General features: G+C 71.0%; 12 protein-coding genes. 9 read left to right on the forward strand and 3 right to left on the reverse strand.

Annotated features, from left to right (window positions below):
* The first annotated feature begins 126 nt into the window (after positions 1–126).
* Entirely contained in the window at positions 127–855 is a 729-nt protein-coding gene (locus CACI_RS36550) for a molybdopterin-dependent oxidoreductase (RefSeq protein WP_015795951.1), read from the forward strand.
* Positions 839–1615: a cytochrome b/b6 domain-containing protein gene (locus tag CACI_RS36555; protein ID WP_015795952.1), complete on the forward strand. Its 777-nt coding sequence runs from the start codon at positions 839–841 to the stop codon at positions 1613–1615. Before CACI_RS36550 ends, CACI_RS36555 begins: the two co-directional genes overlap by 17 nt.
* Here CACI_RS36555 and CACI_RS36560 read toward each other — a convergent pair.
* Positions 1591–2367: a hypothetical protein gene (locus CACI_RS36560; protein WP_015795953.1), complete on the reverse strand. Its 777-nt coding sequence runs from the start codon at positions 2365–2367 to the stop codon at positions 1591–1593. The genes CACI_RS36555 and CACI_RS36560 overlap by 25 nt on opposite strands.
* Positions 2364–4436, reverse strand: a complete 2073-nt coding sequence (locus tag CACI_RS36565; RefSeq protein WP_015795954.1) for a DUF4192 domain-containing protein — start codon at positions 4434–4436, stop codon at positions 2364–2366. The genes CACI_RS36560 and CACI_RS36565 overlap by 4 nt, the downstream gene beginning before the upstream one ends.
* Positions 4437–4625: 189 nt before the next feature.
* Between CACI_RS36565 and CACI_RS36575 the strand changes: the two genes are divergently transcribed.
* From CACI_RS36575 to CACI_RS36605, 7 genes are all read left to right on the forward strand, one after another.
* Entirely contained in the window at positions 4626–5315 is a 690-nt protein-coding gene (locus CACI_RS36575; protein WP_015795955.1) for a response regulator transcription factor, read from the forward strand.
* A complete protein-coding gene (locus tag CACI_RS36580) occupies positions 5312–6886 on the forward strand; it encodes a sensor histidine kinase (protein WP_015795956.1) in 1575 nt (524 codons plus the stop codon). The genes CACI_RS36575 and CACI_RS36580 overlap by 4 nt, the downstream gene beginning before the upstream one ends.
* 203 nt (positions 6887–7089) lie before the next feature.
* The gene (locus CACI_RS36585) at positions 7090–8946 is read left to right on the forward strand and encodes a trypsin-like peptidase domain-containing protein (RefSeq protein WP_015795957.1); all 1857 of its coding nucleotides are present in this window, start codon (positions 7090–7092) and stop codon (positions 8944–8946) included.
* A gap of 31 nt (positions 8947–8977) precedes the next feature.
* Entirely contained in the window at positions 8978–9784 is an 807-nt protein-coding gene (gene lipB, locus CACI_RS36590; RefSeq protein WP_015795958.1) for a lipoyl(octanoyl) transferase LipB, read from the forward strand.
* An 80-nt stretch (positions 9785–9864) separates the two neighbouring features.
* The gene (gene lipA / locus CACI_RS36595; protein ID WP_015795960.1) at positions 9865–10836 is read left to right on the forward strand and encodes a lipoyl synthase; all 972 of its coding nucleotides are present in this window, start codon (positions 9865–9867) and stop codon (positions 10834–10836) included.
* 240 nt (positions 10837–11076) lie between these two features.
* Positions 11077–11292 carry a hypothetical protein gene (locus CACI_RS36600; protein WP_015795961.1) on the forward strand — a complete coding sequence of 72 codons (216 nt, stop codon included), beginning with the start codon at positions 11077–11079 and terminating at the stop codon, positions 11290–11292.
* A gap of 51 nt (positions 11293–11343) precedes the next feature.
* Positions 11344–12072, forward strand: a complete 729-nt coding sequence (locus CACI_RS36605; protein ID WP_015795962.1) for a DUF4191 domain-containing protein — start codon at positions 11344–11346, stop codon at positions 12070–12072.
* A gap of 130 nt (positions 12073–12202) precedes the next feature.
* On the opposite strand, the gene CACI_RS36610 is transcribed toward CACI_RS36605, so the two are convergent.
* Complete coding sequence (locus CACI_RS36610) at positions 12203–12610, reverse strand: RDD family protein (RefSeq protein ID WP_041540691.1); 408 nt, start codon at positions 12608–12610, stop codon at positions 12203–12205.
* Positions 12611–12730: the final 120 nt, after the last annotated feature.

Raw genomic sequence — 12730 nt, forward strand, 5'->3', positions numbered from 1 at the left:
AACCGCGAATATTTATTACGAACCAAAGAACCTCCCTGCTGGATGCTGGTGCCGCATGATCTGCGGTGATGTGATGGGTTTGTGGCAGAGGCATCAGACGCTGGCCGCGGCGCGGATGCCGGCGGCGTGAGCAGCGGCGGCGGACCGGGCCGGGCGGACCGCGAGGGGCGGCCGGTCGGACGGCGTGTCGTGTTCGGCGTGATGGGACTGGGCGCCCTGGGGGTGCTCGGCGGATCCGGCGTGCAGCGATTCCTCGCCGACGCGGCTCAGCATGACCCGACCGGGCTGTCGAACCTCCTTCCCCTGGGAGACCAGTTCCGGATCTACACGGTGACGGGGGGCGTCAAGACGCCCGATCCGACCACCTACCGGCTGTCCGTCACGGGCCTGGTGGACCGGCCGCAGCACTACTCGCTGACCGATCTGGCGGCACTGCCCCAGACCGACATGGTGCGGGACTTCCAGTGCGTCACCGGCTGGCGGGTACCGAAGGTGCCGTGGAGCGGTGTGCGGCTCAAAGACATGCTCGCGCTGGCCGGGGTGCAGAGTTCGGCGAAGGCGCTGCGGTTCGTCTCCTTCGACGGGACGTACACGGAGTCCTTGACGCTGGACCAGGCGCAGAACCCGGACATGCTGGTGGCGCTGAAGATGCTCGGCAACCCGGTGAGCCACGACCACGGCGGGCCGGTGCGCCTCTACGCGGCGCCGATGTACGGGTACAAGAGCATCAAGTGGCTCTCGGAGATCCAGGTGGTGGACGCGGTCCATCCCGGCTACTGGGAGGGCTACGGCTATGACATCGACGCCTGGGTCGGAAAGTCGAACGGGAGGACCGGCGATGTCCCGACCACCTGAGGTCGGCGGCGTCCGGCGGCGGATCGAGCGGTTCACGCGCGCCGAGCGGTATGTGCACCGCGCGACGGCGGCATTGATGCTGACGTTGATCGCGACCGGGGCGGTGCTGTATCTGCCCTCGTTGTCGGTCGCCGTCGGCCATCGCCCGGCGGTGGCCTTGATCCATCTGTACAGCGGCTTCTCCCTGCCGATCCCGATGGCGGCGGGGCTGTTCTCGCGGGCGTATCGGGCAGACGTGCGGCGCCTGAACCGGCACACTGAGACCGACCGCGAATGGCTGCGCAGCCACGCCTGGCGGCGCGAGCGCGCCCGCGAACTGGCCCTGCCGGTCGGCAAGTTCAACGCCGGCCAGAAGCTGAACGCCGCCTTCCAGTGCGGCGCGATCCTGGTGATGGTCGGGACCGGGACCCTGATGTGGTTCCCGCACCTGGTCAGCGTCTCGGCCCGGACCGGCGCCACGTTCGTCCACGACTGGCTGGCGCTGGCGATCGGGTTCGTGGTGGTCGGCCACGTGTGGTTCGCACTGAACGACCGCCAGGCCCGGACCGGGATGCGGACCGGCTGGGTGACGCGCGGCTGGGCGGAACGGGAGCACCCGGCTTGGGCCGCCGAGGTGGCGGCGCAGGACCGGTCCGGCGACGGAACCCCGGACCCGGACGCCGTAGGTGAGGCGAAGGACCGCGCGGCCCGCGGTGAGGCGGGCACGCGCGATGGGGCGGAGGGCCAAGCCGTTCATCAGGCTCGGGCCTGGGACAGGTAGTCGACCCTCGCCGCACAGGCGGTGCGATGCGGGGAGACGGCGACGTCCATGGGATCCGCGGCGGGGCGCAGGTGCGCCACCATGTAGCGGTCCTGGCTGATCGGGTAGCCCCTGCGCTGGCAGGACGGCGATGCCGACAGGCTGGCGGCCACGGCGTTCTCGGATGGCAGCTGCGTATGGTTCGCCACGCCGTTGGGGATGTCAACGGCCTGCTGGGACGGGACCGTCATCTGCTTGGTGTTGGACGGCACCGCGAACGGGACGAGCGGTTGCGGGAGGACGCGGGAGCGTGCACCGGCCGGGGGTACTGAGCTGGCGTGGGGCACGCGGTACTCCGCGATCTCGCCGTGTGTGCCGTCGGGGAGGACGACGGGGCGCGGGTGGTCGATCGGGAGTGCGGGCTGAGCCGGCGCAGCGAGCCAGGGGACGTTGTCGCGGTTCGGGACGGTGAGCGACCAGCCGCTGGCGGTCCAGGCTCGGAGCGTCATGACACCGGGATCGGGGAGGACCGGGCCGTGGTGGAAGTGGTGGAGGTGATGCCGGGCGTGCGGTACCTCGGTTCTGGCCACACCGCCGCCGCCGGTGGACGACGTGGCGCCGAAGGCTGTGCCCGGCATCAGCGGCACGGCCAGCGCCGCCATCGCGACGGCGAGACCGGAGCCGCCGCGTCGGGCGCGCGGAAGGCGAGGCTGCGGCGCAGGGGTCGGAGTCGAGGTCGGGGTCGGGGCGGCGACTTGCTCTATGCGGTTCATGGGATCTCCAAATCGGATTCGGTGGGGACTTTTTTGGTCGAGCGGGGAGACGGAATGGAGGCCGGAGCGGTGTCCGGATCGGTATGCGCGCGATCCGCGTCGCCACGATCGGCGGCGTCGAGATCGATGACGGCCTCGCCAAAGAGGTCGCGCCGCGTACTGGCGGCAGACTCGCGCACGCCCTCGCCATCGATGGCGTGGTGCAGGCCGGCGCGAATCAGCGAGGCGAACTTGTAGTCGGCATCAATGGCCAGCGCCCGATCCACCGCACACTGCGCGATAGCGGGCCGGCCGATCGCCCACGCCGCCCACGCGGCCAGCGCATAGGGGGCGAGGCGAAGATCAGGGTGTGGCGCCCGCCGCGCAAGCTCCGCGCCGAGGCGCAACAGCCGTCCAGCGGAGTCGACGGTCGAAGCGGCGCACGCCAGGTAGTCGCGCACCCGCCAGTTGAGCAGCGCGACCAGCAACTCGGCCGCCTCGGCATCACTCATGACCGGCGGCGCCAGCAGCGAGCCAGGCGGCTCAGCGAGCGCCCCGAGCGGAATGCCCTCGGACGTGGCGCCGAGCGCGGGGATGCGGTTGGTGACGCGGCGAGCGGTGCGCGCGGCGGGAATGACGGCGCTTGAGGTGTGCGGGGAGGAGCCGGGCTGGTCGGTGGCAGGGTGGTCCGCCGACTGCGAGGCATCAGCATCCGAGGAATGCGGTGAGAAGTCATCGGCCAGCGAGTTGCGATCGGTGGGTGCGCGCGAAGCATCAGCATTCGGCGACGCGAGGCGGCTGTCTGCGGACCTGTCGGCGGCGAGCGAACCATCAGCGCCCCGCGACTCGGGATAGTCGGCTGCGGATCTCTCGGCAGCGTGCGAGGCAGCAGCGCCCGGCGACTCGAGGTAGTCGGCTGCGGAGTCGTCGGCAGCGTGGGAAGTGTCGGCATTCGGTAATGCGGAGCGGCCATTGAGTCGGGACTGGCTGGACCGGGCGGTGGCCGCACCACTCGTGGCGGAGGCTGCCGATCCGGCGCCGGTGGCGGAGGGCAGTCCGGCGGTCGCGGCGTCGGACAGGCCGCGGCGGCCGGCGCGGGGACCCTCGGGGCGGGGGGTGCGGGGGGCGGGGTCGGTGGGGTCGTCGCCGCAGCGGGCTAGGAGGGTGTCCATTAGGCGGCGGGCTTCGGACAGGCCTGCGTCGGTGTCGTACCAGGTGGGGTCGAGGTGTTCGGCGGCTGCGGCGGTGCGGGCGAGGATCTCTGGCGGGTGGGGGTCGAGGGTCGCGTCGAGGGCTTCGCGGCTGGCGTAGACAGTGTGGCCGCGGGAGGTGAAGGCGCCGGCGAGAGCGGCCGGGGCTTCGGCGGGGACGACTGTGCCGGCTGCCGGGCAGCAGCGGTTGTTGCGGCACATGTAGGACCACCAGCGGCCGTTGGCGGTGTAGAGGGCGTCGACGACGGTGACGCGTTCCTCGCTCGCGGCCGCCTCGAGCTGGGCTCGGAACGCGGCCATCAGTTTGCGGCAGTGGTCGGGGCGGGCCTTGGCACCGGTGGCTGTGCGCGGGCCGAAGGCGACCAGGATGGCGATGTCCGCGTCCTGATCGCGCAGCCGGGCGGCGAGTTCCAGGGCGGTGGTGCGCTCCTGGCCGCGGACCTGTTCCAGGTCGATGCGGACGCCGTGCCGGATGAAGCTGCCGCCCTCGGCCGAATGGCTGACGCCGAGCACGACCAGGCTGTTCTCCGGATGGAAGCCGAACAGGAACGGGATCGAGGCGACCACCGAGCCCGGGGAGGCCAGGCGGACGGTGCTGATCGGGCCGGAGGCACTCGGCGCGTCGGAAGGATCGGTCTCGCCGCCGACGGCATCGCGGCCACCGGCACCGTCATCGCCCTCACCACCGCCACCGCCACCGGCGTCACCATCGCCGGCGTCACGACCGCCGCCACCACTGCCCTGGCCCGGAATCGCGCCGCGCGCATCTCGCGGGCGCGGCGGCGCCTGGGCTCCGGTTCCGGCGCCTTCGGGAGCGGGGCCGCCGGGCTGGAGGCCGTCGGCGACGGTTCCGGGGGCGGTGGTGAGGTCGTGGTCCATGACGGATACTGTGCCGATTCGCGGGCACGGTGCGCGACCAAGACATGACTGACTGTGGATAAACAGCCGTTGTGGATAACTCGTATCCCTCTAACGGCCTAACGCTCCCGCTCGACGGCGAGGCGACCGCCAGGAAAAACATCGTCGTGATCTCAGCGTCTTCTCAACCGCGCGGGGCAGAATGCGGCCATGCACATCCTCGTGGTGGACGACGACCAGGCGGTCCGGGACTCGCTGCGCCGCTCGCTGGCCTTCAACGGCTACGAGGTCGAGCTGGCGGCCGACGGACTGGCGGCGCTGGAAGCGATCGCGAAGCGGCGGCCGGACGCCGTCGTGCTCGACGTCATGATGCCCCGGCTCGACGGCCTGGAGACCTGCCGGCGGCTGCGCTCGGCCGGCGAGGACCTGCCGGTCCTGCTGCTCACGGCACGCGACGCCGTCCCGGACCGGGTCGCCGGCCTGGACGCCGGCGCCGACGACTACCTCCCCAAGCCGTTCGCGCTGGAGGAGCTGCTGGCGCGGCTGCGCGCCCTGCTGCGCCGCACCCAGGGCAGCCTGGCCGACCAGTCCGACGCCCCGCTGGCCTTCGCCGACCTCACGCTGGACCCGGCCACCCGCGAGGTGACCCGGGCCGGCAAGCCGGTGCGCCTGACCCGCACCGAGTTCAACCTGCTGGAGCTGCTGATGCGGCACCCCCGGCAGGTCCTGACGCGGGCGCAGATCCTGGAGGAGGTCTGGGGCTACGACTTCCCGACCACCGCCAACTCCCTGGAGGTCTACGTCGGCTACCTGCGCCGCAAGACCGAGGCCGACGAGCTGCCCCGCCTGATCCACACCGTCCGCGGAGTGGGGTATTCCCTGCGTGAGACCGCGCCGTGAGTCCCTTCGTCGCCGCCGAGAACGTGGAGTCGCAGGAACGTCCTGGACCCTACGAACGGCTGCGCGCGAAGATCACGGAGATGATGTCGCACGTCCCGCTGCGGACCCGGATCACCGCGCTGGTCATGGTCGCGGTGGGTCTGAGCGTGGCGCTGGCCTCGATCGCGGCCTGGGTGACGGTGCGCAACCAGATCCTGAGCCAGCTTGACGTGACCCTCTACAACCACGCCAGCCAGGTCGCCTCGACCATCCGCGCCCAGCAGGACGACTACACCCAGCACGGCGTGAAGGCGCCCTCGACGCTGACCGTCCCGGTGTTCGAGGACAACGAGGTCGTCTACTTCAACAGCGACGACGTCCAGCTCGGCACCAACCCGCAGACCACCCTCCCGGCGATCCAGCCGAGCGACGCCGACATCACCGTCGCGCAGAACGGCACGGGCCACAGCTTCCAGACCATCACCTTCCCCGGCGGGTCGAAGGTCCGGGCGGTGACCGTGCCGGTCCAGCCGAGCCAGTTCACGCCGGGGAACCGCGAGGCCATCCTGCTCGCGCAGTCGATGCACGACACCCAGCAGACCCTGGGCCGCCTCAGCCTGGTCTCCATCCTGGTCGGCATCGCCGGCATCGCGGTGGCCGGCAGCGCCGGCATCACCGTCGGCCGCGCCGGCCTGCGCCCCGTGGACCGGCTCACCGAGGCCACCGAGTACGTCGCCAGGACCGGCGACCTGCGGCCGATCGAGGTCCAGGGCACCGACGAGCTGGCGCGCCTGGCCACCAGCTTCAACAGCATGCTGACCGCCCTGGCCCGCTCCCAGGACCACCAAAGACGCTTGATCGCCGACGCCGGCCACGAGCTGCGCACCCCGCTGACCTCGATGCGCACCAACATCGACCTGCTCTCGCAGGTCTTCGGCTCCACCTCGGAGCACGCCGCGCCGGGAGCGAGCCAGCCTCCAGGCTTGAAGCGGATCCAGATCAGCGACGCGGATCGCGCCGAGCTCATCGGCGACGTGCGAGCCCAGATGGAGGAGTTGTCCGTCCTGGTCGGCGACCTGGTCGAGCTTTCCCGCGACACCAAGCCGCAGGCCGCGCCGGAGCCGGTGAACCTCGGCGACGTGGTGCGCCAGGCTGTGGACCGGGTCCGCAGGCGCGCCCCGTATCTGAAGTTCGACATCCAGCTCGAGCCCTGGTACCTCGAGGGCGACCCGGCGACGCTGGAGCGCGCCGTGACGAACCTGCTGGACAACGCCGCGAAGTGGAGTCCTGAGAACGGCACGGTCACCGTGCGTCTGTCCGACGGCCTGCTCCAGGTCGCGGACGAGGGCCCGGGCATCGCGGAAGAGGACCTGCCCCACGTCTTCGAGCGCTTCTACCGCTCCACCGAGGCGCGCACCATGCCGGGCTCCGGTCTGGGCCTGGCCATCGTGCGGCAGGCTGCTGAGAACCACGGCGGCCGGGTCGCCGCGGCGCGGGCACCGAGCGGCGGTGCCTTGCTCGGGCTCTGGCTCCCCGGACGCCCGACCGAGGAAGAGGACCCCCAGAACGGCGGCACGGCGGCGAACGCTTAGGAAGCGGTCCACCGGCAGGTCACAGGCGCGTTCCCCGCTTCCGGGAGGACGCGCCTGATGCCATCTGTGGAGCAAGCACCGCATAAGGTCGGTACCCGATGGGCCCGCGTCTGGCAGAAACACAGGAGATCTGGGCTCGTTTTTCGGTCGGCTCTTGTCCGGGTCTCAGCAGCATTTAAGGTGAACAGGCGAAGCTCCTCCACATGAACGAACCCTCGAGCAACGCAGGCGGCGTCGGCGGCCTGGGCGACAACGGCGCCAACGAAGCGGCGCACCAGGACGTGAGCGACAGCTTCGGCGCGAACCCCGCCGCGTCCGGCGGCTCGGGGGCTCAGGACCCCCAGGCGGTGCCGCCGGTCCAGCAGGCCCAGCACGACGCAGTCCCCCCGACCGCCGCGCCTCAGCCCGCGCCCCAGCCGGTGTCGCAGCCCGCCCCGCAGGCGCCCGCCGACCAGAACCCGACCCTGATCCAGCCGACTGCCAGCGCCCCGGACCAGACGCTGATCCAGCCCGCGGTCCCGGCCACGCCGGACCCGGCCGCCGGGGCATACCAGGCGCAGTCCGGTCCGGCCGAACCCGGCGCGGGCCAGCAGCTGCCCCCGACGCAGCCCGGCGCCGCCTTCGGCCCGATGGGCCAGGCGCACGAGGCGCAGCAGGCCCAGCAGGCCGGCGCGGGCAACCACCTGGGCCCGGGCCCCACTCCCCCGCCGAACTGGGCCGCCCCGTCCGACGGCACGGCCTTCCCGCCCTACACGCCCCCCGGCGCGGTCGCCACCACCTCGCAGCGCTCCTCGCTCGGCGGCGGCAAGATGCTCCTCGCCGTGGCCCTGATCGCCGGTCTGATCGGCGGCGGCATCGGCACCGCGGTCACCTACGCGGCCAAGGACAACAGCAGCTCCTCCTCGACGGCCGCGTCCAGCACGCGCTCGCCGCTGAACACCAACAACACCGCGCTGAGCACGCCCGGCAGCGTCACCCAGGTCTCCTCCTCCGTCATGCCGAGCGTGGTGGACATCCAGGTCACCACCGCCAACGGCAGCGGGGACGAGGGCACCGGCATCATCTACAGCTCCGACGGCCTGATCGTCACCAACAACCACGTGGTCGCCGCGGCCAATGCTTCCAGCCAGAGCAACTCCAACGGCAACTCCAACGGGAACGGCAACACCAACCCGTTCGGTGGGAGCAGTGGCGGGAGCAACGGCGGAAGCAATGGCGGGAGCAACGGCGGGAGCAACGGAAACAGCAACTCCACCAGCGGCCCGGCGACGATCACCGTCACCTTCAACGACGGCCGCACCGCCAGCGCGCACATCGTCGGCACCGAGCCGCTGGCCGACCTCGCGGTGATCAAGGTCGACGGCGTGACCGGGCTGACGAAGGCCTCCTTCGCCGACTCCAAGAACCTGGCGGTCGGCCAGCAGGTGGTGGCCATCGGCTCGCCGCTCGGCCTGACCAGCACCGTCACCTCCGGCATCGTCAGCGCCCTGAACCGGCCGGTGGAGACCCAGGCCGAGGACGGCAGCACCGTGGTCCTGGACGCCGTCCAGACCGACGCCGCGATCAACCCCGGCAACTCCGGCGGCCCGCTGGTGGACATGCAGGGCAACGTGATCGGCATCAACTCCGCGATCGCCTCCAACAGCCAGAACTCCGGCGGTCTGGGCGGCAGCAGCGGACAGGCCGGCTCCATCGGCCTGGGCTTCGCGATCCCGATCTCCGAGGCGCTGCCCATCGTGGACGCCCTGGCCCAGGGCAAGCCCGCGCAGATCGCCTCGCTGGGCGTCGCGCAGTCCGGCCAGAGCGACACCACCACCCGCACCGCGAGCGGCTACAAGGTGGACCAGGTGTCCGCCGGCGGCCCGGCCGACAAGGCGGGCCTGAAGTCCGGCGACGTGATAACCAAGATCGGCGACCGGCTCGTGTACTCCTACCAGGACGTGGCAGCCGCGGTGCGCTCGCACCGGCCCGGCGACGTCATCCCGATCACCTACACCCGCGGCGGCTCCTCCGCGAAGGCCAACGTCACCCTCGGAGTGCTGCCCGCGCAGACCCCGTAAGGGCGGTAAGAAGCAGGCGTACCCTTGAGGGGTGTCTGACGAACGTGGTATCTCGGTCCTCCGCGCCGGCTTCGGCGCGGAGGCCGTTCCGTATCTGGCGGCGTGGGATCTCCAGCGCGAGGTCCACGCCCAGCGTGTCGCCGACGAGATCGACGACACCCTGATCCTGCTGGAGCACCCGCCGGTGTTCACCGCGGGCCGCCGCACCTCGCCGGAGGAGCGGCCCACCGACGGCACTCCGGTCCTCGACGTGGACCGCGGCGGCCGCATCACCTTCCACGGGCCCGGGCAGCTGGTCGGCTATCCGATCCTGCGGCTGCCGGAGGCGATGGACGTGGTCGGCCACGTGCGCCGGCTGGAGGAGGCGATGATCCGGGCCTGCGCCGAGCTGGGCCTGGAGACCACCCGGATCCACGGCCGCAGCGGCGTGTGGATTCTGGGCGAGGAGATCGAGCGCGAGGACCTGGGCGGCCTGAAGCTCCAGCTGAAGACGGTCGGCGCGCCGGTGGACGACGACGAGGAGTTCGACCCGCGGCTGGCCGGCCCGGAGTACGCGCCGTCCAACGCCGGGCAGCGCCGGGCCGACCGCAAGCTGGCGCAGATCGGCGTGCGCGTCGCCAAGGGCGTGACCATGCACGGCTTCTCCATGAACTGCGACGTCGACCTGGCCTGGTTCGACAAGATTATCCCCTGCGGCATCCGGAACGCCGGAGTCACCTCGCTGTCGGCCGAACTCGGCCGGGACGTCACCGTCGAGGAGGTCGCGCCGCTGGTCGCCCGGCACCTCGACGACGTGGTATCCGAGGCCTACGGGCTCGTCGGCGCCGGGAAGGAATAGTCCGCCGGCGTCGTAGGCTGGTAATCGTAGGAATACGCGGTACGCGGTATCCATTTCATGTTCATGCAAGGAGACTCGAAGTGACGGCCGTCACCCCAGAACCCGAAGGCCGCAAGCTGCTCCGGCTTGAGGTCCGCAACAGCGCCGTCCCCATCGAGAAGAAACCCAGCTGGATCAAGACCCGCGCCAAGATGGGCCCGGAGTACACCGGCCTGAAGAGCCTGGTGCGCAGCGAAGGCCTGCACACGGTGTGCGAAGAGGCCGGCTGTCCGAACATCTATGAGTGCTGGGAAGACCGCGAGGCGACCTTCCTCATCGGCGGCGACCAGTGCACCCGGCGCTGCGACTTCTGCCAGATCGACACCGGCAAGCCCAAGGACTACGACACCGACGAGCCGCGCCGCGTGGCCGAGTCCGTGCAGACCATGGGCTTGAAGTACGCCACTATCACCGGCGTGGCCCGCGACGACCTCGAGGACGAGGGCGTCTGGCTGTACGCCGAGACCGTCCGCCAGATCCACGCGCTGCTGCCCGGCTGCGGCGTCGAGCTGCTGATCCCGGACTTCCACGCTAAGCCCGAACTGCTCGCCGAGGTCTTCGGCAGCCGTCCGGAGGTGCTGGCGCACAACATCGAGACCGTGCCGCGGATCTTCAAGGAGATCCGCCCCGGCTTCCGCTACGAGCGCTCGCTGGACGTCATCCGCCAGGCCCGCGACTACGGCCTGGTCACCAAGTCCAACCTGATCCTGGGCATGGGCGAGGAGCGCGAGGAGATCTCGCAGGCGCTGACCGACCTGCGCGAGGCCGGCTGCGACCTGGTGACCATCACCCAGTACCTGCGGCCCTCCCCGCGGCACCACCCGGTGATGCGCTGGGTCAAGCCCGAGGAGTTCGTGGAGCTGGCCGAGGAGGCCCGCGAGATGGGCTTCGGCGTCATGTCCGGACCTCTTGTCCGTTCTTCCTACCGGGCGGGGCGGCTGTACAAGGAGGCTGTCGAGGCCCGTGCCGCGGCGGCATCCGGTGTCGGCGCCGGCGTCGGCGTTCCGGCCTGATCCGCGCGGTTTCTTAGCACGCTGCGACAGCGGCCCCGGTCCTGATGGGACCGGGGCCGTTTCGCATGCTGGACACCGGGAATCCAATGTGTTGCACATCGCGTTACCACGATTTGACCCGCCACGCCAGACCCTGTAACAAAGAATATTGATAGTGGTGGTGGCCCGCCGCCGGCTCCACTGTCGCCGCATCCACAGCCCCGACGTCCCCCTTTATCTCTTCTGGGTCGAGGTTCCGCAATGAGCATCGCGCCGTCGTCCGCTCCGTCTGTACCGTCCGCACCGTCCCCCGTCCGCACGATGATCCTCACCTTCGAACGCCGTGTGCTGCGCGCCGGCGGCCAGCAGGGCGCCCTGGCGAACGCCCGCGCGGCCGTGTTGGAGGGACAGCAGCGCGCCGCGCTGCGCGCCGAAGCCCACGAGTCGCTCACCAGGATGGGCATCCGGACCCGGTAACCTGCCGAACTGGTTTACCACGGGGCGCGAGCACCACGTATCCTGCGTGGCATGGCACGCGACACCACGACGAAGACCCCCGCCGGCGGGGATGCGCCCAAGAAAAAGGGCCGGCTGACGCAGATCCGCGAGGTCTACGGGATGACCCGCAAGGAGGATCCCAAGCTTCCGCTGGTTCTGGCCGCTTGGGCCCTGGGCGCCCTGGTGGTGTTCGTGGCGCTGGGCGTCCTGCTCGGCTCCCCGCTGTTCTACGGGATCTTCGGCATCCCGGTCGCGGTGCTGGCCGCGATGATCGTCTTCGGACGGCGGGCCCAGCGCGCGGCCTACTCCTCCATCAAGGACCAGGCCGGCGCGGCCGCCTCGGTGCTGGACACGCTGCGCCGCGGCTGGGACGTCACCCCTGGCGTGCGCTTCAACCGGCAGCAGGACATGATCCACCGGGTGCTGGGGCGTCCGGGCATCATCCTGGTCGGCGAGGGCAACCCGAACCGGCTCAAGGCGCTGTTCACCGAGGAGCGCCGGCACCTGACCCGGCTGTTCGGCCCGGACGTGCCGCTGGTCGCCCAGGACATCGTGGCTGGCGACGAGGAGGGCATGGTCCCGCTCGGTCGGCTGAACAAGACCGTCATGCGGCTCAAGCCGGCGACCGGCAAGGGCTACCTGCGTCCGGCGCAGGTGCAGGAGTACCAGAACCGGCTCAAGGCCGTCGGGCCGAACATGCCGATCCCGAAGGGCCCGATGCCGCGCAACGGCAAGATGCCTCGGGGTCAGGTGCGTTAATCGTCGCTAGCCACGTCAGCCGGACGTAACCCCGGCGAAACGCCATGGACGCACGACGGCCCGCGACCGGTGATCGGTCGCGGGCCGTCGGCGTTCGCGGCGCCGGGGCGTCCCGGGTCGCGCGGACGGCTCAGCGGGTGCTGACGATCATCGTGTGCGCGATCCGGTCGTGCAGGCCGCGGCCGTCGGCGTCCCAGACCACCGCGGGGATGACCAGGAACAGCAGCACGGTGCGCATGCCGATCGAGTACAGCGAGGCGCGGCCGCCCTGGTCGGAGGTGACGCGCATCCCGAGGGCCGCCATCCCCAGGGTGGAGCCGCTGATCGACAGGCCCACCAGGTAGAACACCGCCAGCACGCTCAGCGCCGCGAACTGGCCGTTCCTCAGCAGCCGGTCGCCGACCAGCAGGTAGGCCACGCCGTAGGCGATGGCCCAGTCGATCATGATCGCGGCCAGCCGGCGGCCGACCGAGGCCATCGAGCCCGGACCGGTCTGCGGGAGGCCAAAGCGCTGGCCGGAATAGTCGGACGAGGTCATGGAATCCACGGTACTCCGCGCCGTTTCACGCTCCGCCACCCGCTCGGTCTTGAGCGCCGCCTTAAACACGATCGTGAGCGCCGCCTTGAGCGCTCCCCTGGTGGCGGGCGGCGCACGAGG

Source organism: Catenulispora acidiphila DSM 44928, assembly GCF_000024025.1.
In the GTDB taxonomy this organism is placed as follows: domain Bacteria; phylum Actinomycetota; class Actinomycetes; order Streptomycetales; family Catenulisporaceae; genus Catenulispora; species Catenulispora acidiphila.